The 17,497-nt window shown below is 54.6% G+C and carries 16 protein-coding genes; 13 read left to right on the forward strand and 3 right to left on the reverse strand.

The genetic code is table 11. The features are described from left to right. Positions 1–2: 2 nt before the first annotated feature. Both ACR0DT_RS17010 and ACR0DT_RS17015 read right to left on the reverse strand, forming a co-directional pair. Positions 3–2,477: a CoA transferase gene (locus ACR0DT_RS17010; protein ID WP_480711897.1), complete on the reverse strand. Its 2,475-nt coding sequence runs from the start codon at positions 2,475–2,477 to the stop codon at positions 3–5. A 118-nt stretch (positions 2,478–2,595) separates the two neighbouring features. Next, a complete protein-coding gene (locus ACR0DT_RS17015; protein WP_480711898.1) occupies positions 2,596–2,757 on the reverse strand; it encodes a hypothetical protein in 162 nt (53 codons plus the stop codon). A gap of 150 nt (positions 2,758–2,907) precedes the next feature. Between ACR0DT_RS17015 and ACR0DT_RS17020 the strand changes: the two genes are divergently transcribed. From ACR0DT_RS17020 to ACR0DT_RS17055, 8 genes are all read left to right on the forward strand, one after another. Continuing rightward, complete coding sequence (locus ACR0DT_RS17020; protein WP_480712009.1) at positions 2,908–3,585, forward strand: M48 family metalloprotease; 678 nt, start codon at positions 2,908–2,910, stop codon at positions 3,583–3,585. A 443-nt stretch (positions 3,586–4,028) separates the two neighbouring features. Beyond that, on the forward strand, positions 4,029–4,805 hold the full coding sequence (locus tag ACR0DT_RS17025) for a CmcJ/NvfI family oxidoreductase (RefSeq protein ID WP_480711899.1): 777 nt from the start codon (positions 4,029–4,031) through the stop codon (positions 4,803–4,805). A 13-nt stretch (positions 4,806–4,818) separates the two neighbouring features. Further along, positions 4,819–5,784, forward strand: coding sequence for a TIGR03571 family LLM class oxidoreductase (locus tag ACR0DT_RS17030; protein ID WP_480711900.1), 966 nt, complete (start codon positions 4,819–4,821; stop codon positions 5,782–5,784). Positions 5,785–5,796: 12 nt separating this feature from the next. Then, positions 5,797–6,585, forward strand: coding sequence for an SDR family NAD(P)-dependent oxidoreductase (locus ACR0DT_RS17035; protein ID WP_480711901.1), 789 nt, complete (start codon positions 5,797–5,799; stop codon positions 6,583–6,585). Between the two features lie 90 nt (positions 6,586–6,675). Beyond that, positions 6,676–7,521, forward strand: a complete 846-nt coding sequence (locus ACR0DT_RS17040) for an enoyl-CoA hydratase/isomerase family protein (protein ID WP_480711902.1) — start codon at positions 6,676–6,678, stop codon at positions 7,519–7,521. 80 nt (positions 7,522–7,601) lie between these two features. Continuing rightward, entirely contained in the window at positions 7,602–8,588 is a 987-nt protein-coding gene (locus ACR0DT_RS17045) for a zinc-dependent alcohol dehydrogenase family protein (RefSeq protein WP_480711903.1), read from the forward strand. Positions 8,589–8,975: 387 nt separating this feature from the next. Next, the gene (locus ACR0DT_RS17050) at positions 8,976–9,581 is read left to right on the forward strand and encodes an outer membrane beta-barrel protein (protein WP_480711904.1); all 606 of its coding nucleotides are present in this window, start codon (positions 8,976–8,978) and stop codon (positions 9,579–9,581) included. A 165-nt stretch (positions 9,582–9,746) separates the two neighbouring features. Beyond that, a complete protein-coding gene (locus tag ACR0DT_RS17055; RefSeq protein ID WP_480711905.1) occupies positions 9,747–10,394 on the forward strand; it encodes a sulfotransferase family 2 domain-containing protein in 648 nt (215 codons plus the stop codon). Positions 10,395–10,653: 259 nt separating this feature from the next. On the opposite strand, the gene ACR0DT_RS17060 is transcribed toward ACR0DT_RS17055, so the two are convergent. Further along, complete coding sequence (locus ACR0DT_RS17060; RefSeq protein WP_480711906.1) at positions 10,654–11,295, reverse strand: TetR family transcriptional regulator C-terminal domain-containing protein; 642 nt, start codon at positions 11,293–11,295, stop codon at positions 10,654–10,656. A 191-nt stretch (positions 11,296–11,486) separates the two neighbouring features. Between ACR0DT_RS17060 and ACR0DT_RS17065 the strand changes: the two genes are divergently transcribed. From ACR0DT_RS17065 to ACR0DT_RS17085, 5 genes are all read left to right on the forward strand, one after another. Then, the gene (locus ACR0DT_RS17065; RefSeq protein WP_480711907.1) at positions 11,487–12,350 is read left to right on the forward strand and encodes an ABC transporter permease; all 864 of its coding nucleotides are present in this window, start codon (positions 11,487–11,489) and stop codon (positions 12,348–12,350) included. Next, positions 12,347–13,141: an ABC transporter permease gene (locus ACR0DT_RS17070; RefSeq protein ID WP_480711908.1), complete on the forward strand. Its 795-nt coding sequence runs from the start codon at positions 12,347–12,349 to the stop codon at positions 13,139–13,141. The genes ACR0DT_RS17065 and ACR0DT_RS17070 overlap by 4 nt, the downstream gene beginning before the upstream one ends. Before the next feature lie 20 nt (positions 13,142–13,161). Then, a complete protein-coding gene (locus ACR0DT_RS17075) occupies positions 13,162–14,277 on the forward strand; it encodes an ABC transporter ATP-binding protein (RefSeq protein ID WP_480711909.1) in 1,116 nt (371 codons plus the stop codon). Further along, on the forward strand, positions 14,274–15,329 hold the full coding sequence (locus ACR0DT_RS17080; RefSeq protein ID WP_480711910.1) for an ABC transporter substrate-binding protein: 1,056 nt from the start codon (positions 14,274–14,276) through the stop codon (positions 15,327–15,329). The genes ACR0DT_RS17075 and ACR0DT_RS17080 overlap by 4 nt, the downstream gene beginning before the upstream one ends. 94 nt (positions 15,330–15,423) lie before the next feature. Next, a complete protein-coding gene (locus ACR0DT_RS17085) occupies positions 15,424–17,490 on the forward strand; it encodes an oxidoreductase (protein WP_480711911.1) in 2,067 nt (688 codons plus the stop codon). The last annotated feature ends 7 nt before the right edge of the window (positions 17,491–17,497 follow it).

The following is a 17,497-nucleotide window of genomic DNA, read 5'->3' on the forward strand; positions in this document are numbered from 1 at the left end:
GCCTATTCCGGTAGGTATTTTGCAGACCAGCTTTCGCTGGCCGCGCCGGACGCGATCATGGTTTCAATTTGGCCTTCGGAAAAGCCCAAATTCAAAAGTATGCGACGCGTGTCCGCACCATATGTCGGCATTGGGTCTGGAATGGTGATCTTTGCCCGTGACGGGCGCACCGCATTGGGTGCGACCAGATCGCACCAGCGGCCCATTGGATGCAGGTCATGGCGAATGGTGCTGAACGTATTTAGGGTTAGGTCAACTTCGCCTGCGCTTTCCGACTGCAGCGCTGCGTCGCGTGTTTCGTGCAAAGAGCCCAACGGCATGACGGTGGACGACGTCTCTTCGAACGCCTTGGCCCAGAATGAAGCGGGATGTGTAGCGAAACGTTCCATCAGAGCCGTGGTCAATTGATCCTCGGGGATTGCTGCCAAATCCGCCAAGCCGTTGACCGCACGCAATGCGTTCTGCCGCTCAGTTGGGGCAGCGAAGAACATCCAGACATCCGAGGCCCGATAGCAGTGATAGAATGGACCCCAGCCCAGCGCCTCTCTGCCGGAAGGTTCGTCAAAGGGTGCGCGCCCGTCAAAATCGTACATCAGCTGCGCCTGGATCAGGTTCCCGGCAGCAGCCAATGCGGCGCGGGCGATGCCACCTTTGCCGGTTTTTTGCAAACGCAGCAGGGCGGCCCCCAAAGCAACGCAGGCGCAATAGCCTGTCAAAACGTCAATTGTGCCGAAATGGGCGTGTTCCTCGGGTGTTTGCATGCCGCCTCCAAACCGAACCATTACGCCGGTCGCGGCTTGCGCAAGATCGTCATAACCTAGGTGGTCGGATTTCGGACTCCACGCAGGGCCGCCAAAGGCATCCAGTTGCACCAGGATTAGGCGCGGGTTGATCGCGGCCAGTTTTGCCTCGCCCAGCCCAAGCGCATCGCGTTGTTCATCTGTGCCGTTCATGGTGACGACATCGCTGTCGGCAACCAGACGGCGCAGAGCGTCCTGTCCATCCTTAGTGCGCAGGTTCAACAGAACGCTGTCCTTCCCTCGGTGGGCGTGCAGTCCAAACACCACCGTGTTCCAAGGATCAACCGAGGGTTCGACCGGCTGAACGGACGTCACTTTGGCACCGAACCGGGCAAGGGTCGAGCCGATGGTCGGCCCCGCGATCACATTGGTCAGATCCAGCACCTTCAAGCCGTCAAGCCAGCCATTGGTTGCTGTGCCGAATTGGCCTGATCGTCTCGCCTCAGCGAGAATTTTGGCAACAGGTGTGCTGTCTGGCTCGGGCCCCGGACGTTTGTTCAAAGCGCCTGTGTCGTCCGCCAGCCAGGCCACATTGCCCATCTGCCGCATCTTACCGTGGCGAGGGTCATCCACTTCGATTATCAATCCCGACGTCAATGCATGTGGATCGGCCAACCACTCGTGGCCAAAACGCTGTGCGGTTGCAGGTGCCTTGGCCGCGCCAAACAGCTCTTCCCACTCATGCGACGGTCGCGTCAGAAAAGCCGCCTTCATAGCAGATGACACCCGTTCGCGATCCTGTTCCCCCACAGGGTAATTGCGAAGCGCCCATTCATCTGGCCAATCCGCCTTGTCCAGATAAGCGTCGAAGTCGGGCAGTTCGTCGGCCAACTGTTCCAATCCTAGGGTCTCCAGCACCCTGCGGGGGTGAGTCTTCACGCTGCCAGCCACGACGTAGAACCCGCGCCCGTCAGCGCAGGTATAGGTGCGATAAAATGGATCGAGGAATTCCTCTAGCTCGGCAAAGCTTAGGTCGGTCGGCAACCCTTCAGCGGCGCGACGGTCCAGTTCTACCTCGCGGGGAGATTTGTAGCGTTCTGGATAATCCTCAATCTGTTCGCAATTGTAGACGAGCCCCTCGAGTAAAGCAGAGGCCAGGGGTACCTCGATATGCTCACCGCCATTGTCATCACGCGCAAGCAAAGCGAATTGAACTGCCATCGCTCCAAATGCCGCTCCATAGGCTGAAGCCAAGGTCAAAGGAGTAAACGAGGGGTTGATCCCCATCAGACGGCGGTTCAACCCCATATCGGTAAACTGCCCTGTACGGGCGGCGATGATTGCTTCCCACGCGGGTAGGTCGGCCAGCGCTGGATCTCCAGATGCGAAGCCCGGTAATGACAGCGAAACTATTCGTGGATTGATCGCAAATAAGTTCTTCGGCCCTAACCCCAGCCGCTCCATAACTCCGGGACGAAAGTTCTCTATCACGACGTCCGAACGCGCAATGAGATCGCGTGCGGTGGCAAGGTCTTGTGGCGACTTGAGGTCGAGTGTCATCGCCGTTTTCCCACGCGAAAGCATATCGGTCGCGGGCTCTTTCAGACGCGGCCCGCCAGGCGGATCAATGCGGATTACCTCGGCCCCCATATCGGCCAGCATCAGGCCGACGAGGGGACCGGCCAGATACTGGCCAAAATCGAGCACCCGGATGTGTTCCAGAGGGCGAGTGGTCATTTAGATCTCTCCAATTGTGGGGGCAATTCTCCCTGTTTGGAACGAGTTTAGGAGCTTGGGGGTCACCAATACTGCGCCAATCCCGACATAGTTTGTGCGGTTTTTGGTGAGAGACCGACTAGGCCGCCTCTATCTTGTTGTCTGCAATGGCAGTTTCGTCACGCGTTGCGGCATTACGTAAGCGTGAGTCTCTTACACCTGCAGCGAGTACCGGCAATGCGGGCTGGATACGCAATAAAACAATACCCATCGAGTGACCGCTTTGGGCCAACTTCAGCATATCGTGTTTCCTCTCTTTGGGAGGCACGTCCAGTTTACAGATCTGAGATATTGGCTTTAGTTTAACGACAAGCACGAGCAAAATTAGAATTCATTGGAAAGGTTGAAGGGTGTGTTTTTAAAGCGAGCTGTATCGGTATTTACTGCTCTGATGCTGGCGGGATGTGCAACGATTGCCACTCCTCCTTCGGCACCCATCCCAAACTCTAGCCGCGCAAGCGCACCGGTCAGTCCTCAGCAGGCGCAAATTAGATTCCGCCAGGTCGCCTCTCGAATTGAGCCCGTGGCAGAGCGAGAATGCCGCCGCCTCAGTTCTGGCGTGAATTGCGACTATTTGATCCGCATTGATCCAAACAAACAAGCTCCCTCAAACGCCTACCAGAGTTTAAGCAAGTCGGGGCGTCCGGTTATCACAATGACCCAAGCTCTGATACGAGATGTCAACAATACCGACGAACTTGCATTTGTTATGTCTCATGAAGCCGCTCACCACATACAAGGGCACTTGGCACGCCGCGCTCAGAACGCGGCAGCCGGTGCGATGATTTTGGTCGGTCTGGCAACAATCGCCGGGAGCGGGGCGAACGACATCGCCGCAGCGCAAGATATTGGAGCCTTTGTAGGTGGGCGCAGCTATTCAAAGGACTTTGAGTTGGAAGCAGATCGGCTAGGCACGGTCATTGCTTACAAAGCGGGTTATGATCCGCTCAAAGGTGCGCTGTACTTCGCACGCGTTCCTGACCCCGGCGATCGCTTTCTAGGGACGCATCCTCCCAACGCGCAAAGATATTATGCGGTTCAAGCGACTATGGCACAGATTGGTGGTTGACTAATTCTAATCTCGGGGATGCACAGAACCGCGAAGCGTGAACTCCAGAAAGCCTTGAATTTTGCGCCTGCAGCGAGTGATCGGTTTCTCCATGCCCCGGTTTTCCCGGTTCAACGGCAGCAAAGGGCGGGGTGCGAGTTGTGCTATGCCCCAATCGTTAGCGATTAAAAGATCCGATGCTGAGTTGGCGGTGGAATAAATAGGTCGATTTCACACATAAAGTACCGCCTCTTGCTGTGCGATGATCTCTTGGGCGAAGGGCTGGAAATCAGCGCATTCGATTGAAAGCGACACTTAGCGTGCCGCGCAATGCAAAAGTTCGGCACCCAATTCTATTATCTTCAAAATCCGAATTATAAATCCGCAAGTAGGCAATTTATCTGTAATTTTCTCGATGCTAAATCTTTTTTGCAGACGCAACGGAGCTTTGGCAGGAGACGCAAATGACACGGACGGCCACAGTCAACTACCATGTTCACAAGCCATATCGGCAGGTCTTTGAACTCGATGCAGGCGGGATTACAGGAAATTTGATTTCCCCAGAATTGGCGCCGACATCCATTGCGCTGGCAGATAACCGTGCGACGACCACGTCAGTTACATTTGCGTCTGATGCCGTTGAATTCACACCGCTTAAAACGCAGGTGAAAGACTTTACTGGCGACGCCTGGAAAACGGCATACGACGCTGAGCTGACAGCGATGCTATTGGACAGGCTGGGCGCACGCGAGGTCGTGGTTTTTGATCACACCGTTCGGGTGGACGATCCCCATGCAACGCGCAAACCCGCGCGAAATGTCCACAGTGACTACAGCAAAGATGGAGCCGAGCAGCGCCTTGTTGATCTGTTGGGCGCCGTGGCCGCAGTTGAATGGGCGCAAGGTCACTATGCCTTCGTCAATGTCTGGCGTCCTTTGGAGCATCCTATCAATTCAGCGCCCCTTGGTTTTGTTCGCCCGTCATCAGTTGACCCCTCTGACTGGATTCTGCTGGATCTGATCTATCCCGATCGCAAAGGACAAATCATGGGGCTGGTGGGAAACCCTGAACACGAATGGGTCTATCAATCAAAAATGATGCCGGACGAGGTGGTCGTCTTCAACATCTACGACAATCAAGGACTGCCGTCGATTGCACACAGCGCACTTGAAATGGTCGAAGATCCAAACGTCACCACCGTTCGGAAAAGCATCGAGAGCCGCACTTTGGTGCGTTATTAAAGGAGGGTCAGACATGTTGGATAACAGTCATACCGCAGAGTTTGCCCGGATAAATGTGGCCTACAACCGGGTGTTTCGTCCGGGCCGGCTGAGCATTGGCCTTGTGTTGCCGCTCGAAGCCTATGCCGTCGGCGCCGATCCGACGCTGCGGGGCCATCTAGAAGCGGCACAGAGGGCAGAGGATCTTGGGTTTGCAGCACTTTGGCTGCGCGACGTGCCCTTCAATGTTCCAAGCTTTGGAGATGCCGGACAGGTTTTTGATCCATTTGTCTATCTGGGTGCGCTTGCAACGGCGACGAACCGGATTGCGCTTGGAACATCCAGTGTCATCCTGCCATTGCGTCACCCTGCTCATGTGGCCAAGGCCGCGGCGACGGCAGATGTACTCTCGGGCGGGCGATTGCTGTTGGGTGTTGCTTCCGGTGACCGGCCCGAAGAGTATCCGGCGATGAACCAGGGTTATGACGACCGCGGGGCACGTTTCCGCGACAGCGTTGATTACATCCGGGCGGTAGGATCGGATTATCCGACGCATGAAAGCGGGCAGGGTACACTGTCTGGTGGGATCGACCTATTGCCAAAGCCGCATGGGACGCACCTGCCGATGCTCATTACCGGTGGTAGCCAGCAAACACCCGACTGGGTGGCACAGAACGGAGACGGCTGGATGACCTATCCACGCAACGCGGCGGCTCAGGGACAGGTTATCGCCGATTACCGGCGACGCGTGAAGGCGGCAGGCCAACCGGATAAGCCTGTCATGCAATCGCTCTATGTCGATGTCCTTGCCGATCCTGCTGCTCTTCCGCGCCCGATCCACCTTGGGTTCCAGTCTGGAACCGATTTCCTGTGCAGCTACCTGCGCGAGATTGAAACGCTCGGGGTCAATCACGTCGCACTGAACCTGAGGTTCAATCAAGCACCTATCGATAAAACCCTCGAACATTTGGCGGACACATTGCTGCCTGACTTTTCCTAAAGGATCAGACCGATGACCAAGACTATTCTCATTACAGGTTCAACCGACGGCATTGGCTTACTCACGGCAAAGAAACTGGCAGCCGATGGGCACCAAGTGCTCTTGCACGGACGTAGTGCGTCTAAATTGGAGCGCGCCGCAGCCGAAGTCGGCGGCGATGTCGAAACCTATGCCGCTGATCTGAGCGAACTGTCTGCGGTTCGAGAACTGGCCGAAAACGTTCGGGCCAAACACGGCCAATTGGATGTGTTGATTAACAACGCAGGAGTGCTGAAAGCCCCGCAAACCGTGCTTGAGAATGGGCAGGACATCCGTTTTGTCGTGAATGCGCTTGCACCTTATCTGCTGACCGAATTGCTGCTACCAATCATCCCCAACGGCGGGCGCGTTGTGAATTTGTCATCAGCGGCACAGGCCCCGGTGGACATCAAGGCCATGCGGGGCAATGTGCCTTTGGCCGACATGGACGCCTATGCTCAAAGCAAGCTGGCTATCACCATTTGGACCCGGGAATGGGCCAAATCGCTTTCCGATGGGCCGGTGATGGTCGCTGTAAATCCCGGATCACTATTGGCCTCAAAGATGGTAAAGGAAGGCTTTGGCTTGGCCGGGAACGACATGAATATCGGCGCTGAAATCCTGATGGATGCGGCCCTAGGTGAGCGGTTTTCTGACGCTTCAGGGGCCTATTTTGACAATGATATAGGGGCTTTCTCTGATCCGCATGCAGCAGCACTCAACAAAGATCATGCTGCCGAGGTCATGAATGCCATCAGAGGCTTGATCAGCCTGACGGCCTGACGCAAGCGGCGCAGCAGCGCCAAACAATCCATCTTTAATACCTACCGCCCCTCACGCGTGCCGCGTCGAGGCCCAAGAAAGGACTGCCTGATGAAATACGAGAACTTTCAAACTTTTGACGTAGCCGTCGAAAACGGCATCGCCACGGTCACATTTAACTTTGGCACCGTAAACGTGCAGGGCCAGGAAATGCTGGCCGACCTCAACAGTCTGGCCATGCGGCTTGAGCGTGACCGGGACACCAAGGTCGTGATCTTCCAATCCGCCAATCCGGAAATCTGGGTCTGCCATTACGACACCGACTTGCTCAAGGATATGTCGACTGAGACGGTATCCCGCGAGGATGCACAGCTATTGGATCTGCAATCAGTTTGTGAGCGGATCAGCAAGGTGCCACAGGCCACTATCGCAAAGCTGGAAGGGTTTGCACGGGGCGGCGGGCACGAATTGGCGTTGGCTCTCGACATGCGTTTTGCCGCGCGTGGAAAGTACAAGTTCATGCAGATGGAGGTTGGCATGGGCATCCTGCCCTGCGGCGGCGGTGCTTCGCGCATGGCGCGTCAGACCGGCCTTGGCAAAGCGCTTGAGATCATCTTGAGCGCGCAAGACTATGATGCGGATGATGCAGAGCGCCTGGGTACCATCAACAAGGCTTTGGAGCCGGATGAGATTGGTCCATATGTGACCGCGCTGGCGGAACGGATTGCAAAATTCCCAGCAGAGTCGATCAATGTATGCAAACAGATGGTCTATGAATCCATCGACAAACCCATTGATGAGGCGCTGAAGGCTGAAGCCTATTGGCTTTATCAGGCCACCAGCAAGACCCCGGCGGTCAAACGTTTCACCATCGCGGATGAGCAAGGTCTGGAACACGACATCGAAAACCAGCGTAAATGGGGCGATCTGGTGATGCAGGTGCAGGACATCAACTGACCCCCCCCAACACAATGATCTCGTCAGGCGTGCGTGGTTGCTACGTGGGCCTGACACTTCCTCACAAAAGGAACTTCTCAATGAAAGCAATGGTTCTCAACTCTTACGGACCCGACGCGCAATTCGAGCTTGCTGAAATGCCCGACCCGGTCGCGACATCTGGACATGTGGTCGTCAAAGTGGCCGCAGTCAGCGTCAACACCGTCGACACAATGATCCGAAGCATGGGCGCGGACCTGCCTTTGTCCCCCAAGTTGCCTGCGGTACTTGGCATGGATTTTGCTGGCACGGTCACCGCGATTGGCGAAGGCGTAACAGGTTTTGCAATAGGCGATGAGGTGTACGGTTGCGCGGGTGGTTTGATGGACCTGCCGGGCTCTCTGGCAGAGTACATCAACGCAGATGCTCGCCTGATTGCCCACAAACCTAAGACGCTGAGCATGAGGGAAGCCGCAGCGCTGCCCCTTGTCGGCATCACCGCCTATGAAGGGTTGACCCGGGCCGGTGTTGGCAATGGGCAGACTGTGTTGGTTCATGGCGGCGCAGGTGGCGTTGGTCACGTCGCCGTTCAAATCGCCCGCCACCTTGGCGCGACAGTGTCCGCAACAGGTCGCGGTGCAGATCAGATGGCTCTGATCGAGGGTCTCGGTGCGCGTCCACTTGATTTCACAACGCAAAAAGTCGAGGACTACGTGGCTGCGCATACAGATGGCGTCGGCTTCGATGTGGTGTTTGACAGCGTCGGTGGCGCGAACATGACAAACTCGTTCGAAGCGACCAAGCTTAATGGCCATGTCGCCTCAACGGTCGCGATGGTCGAGATTGATTTGACGCCTGCACATTTCAAAGGCCTGTCTCTGCACGTCGTTTTCATGCTGATTCCAATGATGCACGATGTCGGGCGGCAAGCCCATGGCGACATTCTTAGGACACTAGCGGATCTGGCGGATTCTGGCGGGCTCAAACCAATTGTTGACGAGCAAAAGTTTGGTTGGGCTGATGTCGGGGCAGCTTATGCGCACCTGGCGAATGGAGCTGCCGTCGGGAAAATCGTTGTAGAGCTGTGATGTGATCCAGACAGGGTTGGTGCGCAAAAAGAAATTTTGCGCACCAACCCCAACATCTACCTAAAACGGTTCTCCGTCACTGGTGTATTCGCACATAGGGTCGGTCTATCTTAGCGTTCCCTGAATTTCGGCGTCCTCGAAACTGAGATGAGGAACTCATTGCATTTGGGAACTGCCCTCACGTTGGCGTTCCAATGCCCCAAACCCTAACGGCATTGTTTGTTCAGCACTTAGTTGCCCTAGATGTAGGTTGCAGCGCCATTTTCCTTCAAGATTTCACAACGATTGCCGCCTTGACACAACGATTACCAAATTTCAGCGGTTTCGGAGTCTTTACCTAGAACAAAGCGAGGCAACTGAGATAAGATAGGTTTAATTGAATTTGTTATGGAATTGATCAATATGACAATGCGCATGTACGCCGTCGCCATCGTCGTTGCTGGAATGAACCCGGCAGCCTCATTGGCGGACAATACTGAGAGTTCCGGCACCTTTGCACCGTTCAAAACACCGGCTGCACTGCCTGCGTCAGGTGTCGATTGGACGGGTTTCTCTATTGGATTAGAGCTTGGCTATGCTTCTGATATGGACGGCTCTAGCAGCCCCATCTATGGCGCGAAACTGGCCTGGGACTACGATTTCGGGAATTACATAATCGGCCCTATCCTGCATTACACTCGGTTGGAATTCGACAACGATGATGGTTTTGAGCTTGTTGATTCCGTTCGTCTTGGTGTGCGTGGCGGTATCGACAGCGGATTGAACATCTACTACGCCAGCTTCGGCTATGCCGAACTCGACACTCACGTTACCGGCGATTCAAACCCTGGCGAAGGCAATGGATACTTCGTTGGCCTGGGTTATGAGCGTTTCATACGGGAGAAGACTACGCTTGGGGCAGAGGTGGTTTATTCTAAATTCACAGATTTTGAGCGTGAATTCGGAGACCTGGAATTGACCACGTTTGCTTTGTCGTTGAATTACAGGTTCTGATTTGGCGTTAACAACCTTTGAGTTGGTTGTTGCCAATGTAACTACTTCATGCCGATGCGCTTTTCTTGCGTTCCAATGGAGTGTACCATCTTTCTAGCGCATGTCGCGCGTCTCCTTCGTGCACTTGCGCCCTACGCGTTGCCAGTAAGGAGGAGTAGTACATCAGTGCCAATCTACCCCACGCTAAAAACCGTCTTTGTTCATATACCGAAAACTGGGGGATCAACGGTCTCTTCAGTCTTGCGCCGTCCAAGTTTCGGAAGTCTGACCAAACATGATCCTTCTCCCGCGATCGAAAAACACTCGTCAGTATTTACGCATCTCGACTCACTAGGTCCGGAGGCGGGAGACTATTTCAAATTCAGTTTCGTTCGGAATCCTTGGGATCGTTTGGTTTCCGCCTATCACTATATCATCGCGCGGCGCAAAACACTGGAATTGGTAGCAAATCACGACACATTCGAGAGCTTTCTGGCTTCTTTCCTAGAAGAGCCTTCACCGTACCTCCGAATTCTATATTTCCGACCGCAATCTAGTTTTCTCGTCAATGACAGCGGAGAAATGCCCCTGGATTTCTTGGGTCGCTTTGAGACACTCGAGAAAGACCTCAGCGTCGTGCTTCGGGAAATTGGCTGCAGACGTAGGTTCTTCCAGCATCGAAAAAAATCAAAGCGGCAAGATTACCGGGAATACTACTCGGCTGAAAGCAGTAAAGCCGTGGGTGAGGTATACATCCGCGACGTTGAAAATTTCGGATATGAATTCAATGACGGCATAATGCGCAAGAAAAGTTTCTCGCTCCGAAAACTGTAGACCCTGGTGGTGCCTTCAAACAAAGCACGGAATTGTTTTTAATCAAACTTTAAATCTGCCCAAGTGCTGTAGACTAAACTGAATTATCCTGCACCTCATCAGATTTAATTGCTCTTAATGTTCTGTTGGGAAGTTCAGGGCTGATTTGTAGATCAGACACTGCAGGGCTTGTAACTGGTGATTTTCCAAGTGGCGAACGTGGATGCGAGTGCACATCACACTCTTCAAGAGCAAGCCTATATGCCCCGCTCGCCACAAATCATTTTGATGACAGGGCACCACCAAGGTTGAAATGTTTGGGAAACATTGAACTTAAAAAGCGAAAGACAATTCTTATTGCTTCGGTGCGATCAAATGAATCCGGGTGGAGAAGGAAATCGGTCCACATACCCTCCAACATGGCGAGCGTACCGTGGGTTGCGTCGCGTGCGACCACATTGGGGTGTTCAATTTGAGCTTCCTTCGCAATTCGAACGAACGCATTGAATACCAGGTTCCGAAGCTTTGCGTCGCGTGTATCTGAAAAGGCAGCGATTGCCTCTCTGTTTCTGGCTTCACCTCGAAATGCATACCAAATTGAAACGTTCTTCTTGTTAAGGATGGCTTCACTCAAGTCACCTCTGACAATCATCTCAACATGCTCCTGGCCGGTTTGTCCGGTCGTTTCCAGCATGGCATGGATGCCATTGTAGTATTGCTCAGACGAGTAGCGGGCCGCCTCGTCCACCAGGTTGTCTTTGCCGCCAAAATGAAGGTGAATCATGCCGCGGGACAACTCGGCGCGCTGAATGATTTCACTGACCGACGTTTCAGAAATTCCCTTTTCTGCAACCGAGTCGAGTACCGCCTCGATTAGGGATAGGCGGTTTCGTTCTCTTATTTCTTGTCGTCTTCCAGTCATATGATTAGGCAATTCTGTTTGTTTTCCAGCCTTTTACGATGCCTTCTAACGGCTCATTTGAAATTGGCCAGTCCGGGTTGTGAAAATATCAGTTGACACAGCTAGCCTGAAAATTCCAGATTTAAATGGACGATTGTCCATTTTGTGATGAATGTCGTTACGCCACCGAAAGCAAAGTTCAGCAGGGAAGCATGACCGGAGTCATACGAAGTGAAACGGGCAAGGGCCTGGCATTGAGCGCGCCTGCGACGCTCTATGTTGGCCTGCTTGTGGCCGTGCCTCTCTGCATTCTTGTTGCCTACAGCTTTTGGACCCAGACGTATGTCGAGATTGATCGCACGCTGACATGGGCGAATTACCAAGAGGCGTTCACCGATCCGCTAGTTCGGCACCTAATGATCCGGTCGGTTGCGATTGCGGGCGCTGTGACACTGGCAACGGTCTGCCTGGCTTATCCGATCGCCTACTTCATCGCATTTCGGACACAGAAAAAGACTCTCTGGCTCTTGCTGATCACCATTCCCTTTTGGAGCAGCTACCTGCTGCGGGTGTTCAGCTGGAAGCTGATCCTTGGCTTTAATGGGGTGATGAATTCGGCTTTGATTTCGCTGGGGCTGATACAGGAACCGCTGACATTCCTGCTCTACAACGAATTCGCGGTTGTTCTTACGCTTGCACATGCCTGGGCACCGTTTGCGATACTGCCGATCTATGTGTCGCTGCAAAAGATCGACCGCAGTCTATTAGAAGCCGCGACGGATCTAGGGTGCAGCAAACTGGAAAGGTTTGTCCGCGTTACTCTGCCCTTGACTGTGCCGGGGATCATTGCTGCCTGTCTGATCATCTTTATCCCTACGGTCGGAGATTACGTCACTCCGGCTCTGGTTGGTGGGTCTCAGGGTAAAATGGTGGCCAATTTGATCCAGGTGCAGTTTGGCGCCGCTAACAACTGGCCGTTGGGTGCAACGTTGTCCCTGCTTGCCATGCTTTCGGTCGGCTGTGTTGCAATCCTGTTCGTGGTGATTGTCACCGCACTGGGGCGGAGGATCAGATGACCAAGGTTATTCGTATCCCATGGTTGCTTGTTTACGCGATCGCCTATCTGGTGTTTCTCTACCTGCCGGTTCTGCTTTTGCCGCTGTTTTCGTTCAATGATGGAACCATCGTGGCCTTCCCGCTAAAGGGCTTTACTCTGAAATGGTACGCGCAGTTGGGTCAGCAGGACACTTTGCTTCAGGCCATGGTGAATTCACTGATCGTCGGCAGTGTAACGGCACTGATGGCGACGTCCTTGGGGTTGTTCGCAGCACGCGCCTATGTCCGGTACCGTTTTAAAGGGCGGGAGTTTTCCGAAGGTCTAGTCATGCTCCCGCTAGTCGTGCCCGGTATCATCGTTGCCAGTTCGATGCTGGTTCTGTTCATCAGTGTCGGGCTGAAACCATCGCTGACAACTGTGATATTGGGTCATGTGTTCGTGGCGCTGCCTTTCGCCGTGTCCATCATGAAATCCGCATTCGACGATTTCGATCAGTCGCTTGAGGAAGCAGCGTTTGATCTGGGCGAAAGCGTCGTGGGCACCTTTCGGCGTGTCACTCTGCCAATTGTTGCCCCGGGGATCATCGCCAGCCTGCTGGTCACGTTCACCGTGTCATTTGACGAGTTCGTTCTGGCCTTCTTTCTGTCCGGAAACAGCCCAACCCTGCCGGTCTATATCTGGAGCCAAATCCGCTTCCCCGCAAAACTGCCCAATACATTGGCGCTGGGGTCGTTGCTTTTGCTGTCGTCCGTGATGCTGTTGCTGATAGCCGAATATTTCCGTCGCCGTTCCACCCAATCCTCGGATTGAAGCCAAAGGAAACACACAAGATGAGCGAACAGAACATCATCGAGATTCAGGGCGTCGAAAAACGCTTTGGTTCCTTTGTGGCCGTGTCCGATCTGAACCTCACACTGAAAGAGGGTGAGTTCTTTTCGCTGCTTGGCCCATCCGGTTGCGGAAAGACAACGGCTCTTCGCATCATCGCCGGATTTCAGGACCACGAAGAGGGTGAGATCCGGATTGACGGTCGGACGATGGGAGAGGTGCCAGCCAACAAACGACCCACCAATATGGTGTTCCAAAGCTATGCGATTTTTCCGCATTTGAATGTGGGCGATAATGTCGGGTTTGGTTTGCGGAAGACAAAGCTTTCTCGGCAGGAAATCAAGGAACGGGTCGCCGAAGCGCTTGAGATGGTTGAGCTCGGCGGTTTGCAGGACCGCAAGGCCAATGAGTTGTCTGGCGGTCAGCGGCAGCGCGTGGCGCTTGCCCGCGCGCTGGTCATGCGGCCGAAGGTGCTGCTTCTGGATGAACCTCTGTCAGCGCTCGATAAAAACTTACGCGAAGCGATGCAGCTGGAAATGCGCCGCCTGCAACAGAAGCTGGGGATTACGTTCGTGATGGTCACGCATGACCAGTACGAGGCCATGACCATGTCTGACCGTATCGGTGTGATGTTTGCCGGACAACTCAAGCAGGTCGATAAGCCTGAGGTTCTGTATTCCCAACCCTGCAACCGCGAAGTGGCCTCATTCATCGGCGGAATGAACTTTCTGGACGCCGACGTAACGGCTGAAAACGGCGGGTCTCTGGAGGTCGACGTTCAGGGGTTTGGGCAAATGACGATTGGCGTGAACCCCAACGTGCAAGGGCATGACAAAGAGTTACTGGTCGGCATACGGCCCGAGCAGTTGGAAATCGCCACCGAAAAACCGAACGATTACGACGGCTATGCGCAAGGTGAGGTGACGGATGTCGCCTTCTATGGTGAGAGCGTCCATTACTATGTCCGCATTGACGGGCTGGCCGAAAGAATTGCCGTCGCAGTGCCAAACCACTTTCACACAGTCGATCACAGCCGCGGGGATATCGTTTGGTTGGGTGTGCAGAATGCCTCGGTGATCGACCTGGGCAAACGTGAATCTTTGGGAGGAGAGAAATGAATAAAACAGCATCACTTACGGCAGCAGTAGTTGCCGCCTTCACAGCAAGCCAAGCGCTGGCCAATGCGGCCGACCTGACCGTATTCGATTGGTCCGGGTATGAGGATCAGGGGTTCTTTGGTGACTACGTCGAAAAATACGGCGGGCCGCCCAGCTACACCTATTTCGGCAGCGTGGAAGAGGCGTTTACCAAGCTTCAATCCGGGTTTGAGGCTGATCTGGCCCATCCTTGCACTGATGCGCTAAGGAAATGGGTCGCGGCGGACATGATTAAACCGATCGATACCAGCAAGCTGGAGAACTGGGACAAACTGATGCCCAAGATCAAAGAGGTCGATGGCATCACGATCGACGGGCAGACCTATATGGTGCCGTTCGAATGGGGCAACACTGGCCTGATCTACCGCACCGATATGATTTCGGCGGACGATGTCTCGCTGCAACTGCTGGCGGATCCGGCTTATCAGGGCAAGGTTGCCGTTCCGGACGCTGCATCCAGTGCGTTTGCCATGGCCGCTTTGGCAACCGGCGCCTCCAGCTATACCGATATGAGCGACGAGGAATTCCAGAAGGCGGCGGACTACCTGCGTGCTATTCACCCGAATGTGCGTTTCTACTGGTCTGACGCGGGTCAGCTGGACCAGGCGATTGCCAGTGGTGAGGTTACGTTGGGTTGGGGCTGGAACCAATCGGAACTGAACCTGATCTGGAACGAAACCCCGGCGGTTATGATGCGCGATGTAGACAAAGGCATTGCCACCTGGGTCTGCGGCTATGTGCATCTGAAATCCGCCAAGCAGTCGGATGAACAAGTGTATGACATGCTCAACGCGCTCAGCTCTGCCGCCAGCGGCAAATACATCATCGAAAGCTGGGGTTATGCCCATGCAAACGAGGACGCTTTCGCGCAGGCTGATCCGGAGCTGATTGAAACCTATGGGTTCTCGGACGTGGACAGCTTCTTTGACGGCAGCCTGTTCTTCGATGCGGTCAACCCCGAGCTGGAAGCCAAGATGTTGAAAGAGTTCGAACGCATCAAGGCAGGCTTCTAAAAGCACCTTATTGACACAACCGGGAATGGTGGGAACTTAGAAACCCTTCCATTCCCAAGAAACTATTTCCGTTTTTTCTGGAGGACGCGCGGCTATGTCAGGCGCTGACGGATACTCTGTACTCTTCGAGCCGGTTCAAATCGGGCCAGTGACGGCCCGAAACCGGTTCTATCAGGTGCCCCATTGCAACGGCATGGGGCATCTGCGACCACAGGCCGAAGCTGCCATGCGGGCGATGAAGGCCGAGGGTGGTTGGGCTGTTGTATCCAACCAAGAGACTGAAATTCACCCGACTTCAGATCTTTCCCCCTTTGCCGAAAACCGTCTTTGGGATGAGCGGGATATTCCGGCGCTGCGCCTGATGACCGATGCGGTGCACGAGAAAGGGTCTCTGGCGGCGATTGAACTGGCACATAACGGTCACCATGCACAAAACCATCTGAGCCGGGCGCCTTTGCTAGCCCCGTCAGAACTCGCCCTACAGACGGCCTATCCCAAGCAGGCCCGGGCAATGGACAAGTCTGACATTCGCGAGTTCCGCAAGTGGCACCGTGCGGCGGCACGGCGTTCGCGCGAGGCAGGATTTGACATTGTGTATGTCTATGCCGGTCATCACATGACCCTGCCGCACCATTTTCTGCTGCCGCAGTTCAATGACCGGACCGACGAATACGGCGGCTCGTTAGAAAACCGAGTGCGCCTGACCCGAGAGCTTTTGGAAGAAACCAGAGAAGAGGTTGGGGATGGCTGCGCCATCGCCCTGCGGTTTGCCGTTGATGAAATGTTGGGATCAGACGGCATGCAGGCGCAGGAAGAAGGTCGCGCCGTCGTTGAATTGCTGGCCGAGTTGCCGGATCTTTGGGACGTAAATGTCGCGGATTGGAGCAACGACTCTGCCACGACCCGCTTTGAACCCCGCGATGGATTTCAAACTTCGTATACCGAGTTCGTCAAACAGGTGACTTCAAAGCCTGTTGTGGGCGTCGGGCGCCTTACCTCTCCGGACTTGATGGTGTCGCTGGTCAGGAAGGGAATCCTTGATTTTATCGGCGCGGCACGGCCATCCATTGCCGATCCGTTTCTACCCAACAAAATCAAGGAAGGTCGCATCGAAGAAATACGCGAGTGTATCGGCTGCAATATCTGCGTGTCTTCCGATGCGTTGGGTGTTCCTATCCGGTGTACGCAAAATCCGACGATGGGCGAAGAATGGCGGCGGAAATGGCATCCTGAAATCATAGAGTGCAGGGGAAAAGAGGAGGCCGCGCTTGTTGTTGGCAGCGGTCCCGCCGGACTGGAATGCGCCATGCAGCTGGCGCGTAGGGGCTACGAAGTCACCCTGGCCGAAGCCAAGCACGAACTGGGCGGCCGTGTGTTGCAAGAATCCAGTCTTGCCGGGCTGGCCGCCTGGAAACGCGTGACAGATCACAGAATCTATGACCTGCAACAACGCGGGAATGTTCAATTGTTCACCGACAGCCGTTTGTCAGCAAGCGAAGTGGTCGAGTTGGGCATTCCAAACGTCTTTCTGGCCACCGGAGCATCATGGCGGCGGGATGGTCGCGGGAAAACTGCATTTCAGGGCATCCCAATAGGCTCTGGCGCACAGGTTTTCACTCCAGATGACATCATGTCAGGGGAAATGCCGGGGGAAGGTCCGGTTTTGATCTATGATGATGACCAGGCCTATCTCGGTGGAGTGATGGCAGATCATTTGGCCCAGACCTGCCAAGAGGTTGTCTTTGTAACCCCGGCCGCGATGGTCTCGCCTTTCACGGAATTGACGTTGGAACAGACCAAAGTGCAACGCAGTCTTTTGGAGAAGGGTGTTCGATTGGCACTGTCTCAGACCTTGGCTAGCATCGTGCCCGGTCAGGCTAATGTGCGATGCGCCTATACGGGGCGTGAACAAACCATTGAATGCGGCTCTGTCGTGTTGGTGACACAACGCGTGCGAGAGACGGCCCTTTTTGATGAACTGCGCAGCCTTGCCAATAGCCCGCTGACTACTTTGGAATTGATCGGTGACGCCGCAAACCCGGGTTTGATCGCTGACGCTGTATATTCGGGTCACATGGCTGCCCGGAATTTCGAACGCGATGCGGGCGATGTCGACCGCGAATTTTTTCGTCGGGAAATTGTTTCCCTTGAAACTGTATGAGGTGCGC

Source organism: Ruegeria sp. BI11, from assembly GCF_056538005.1.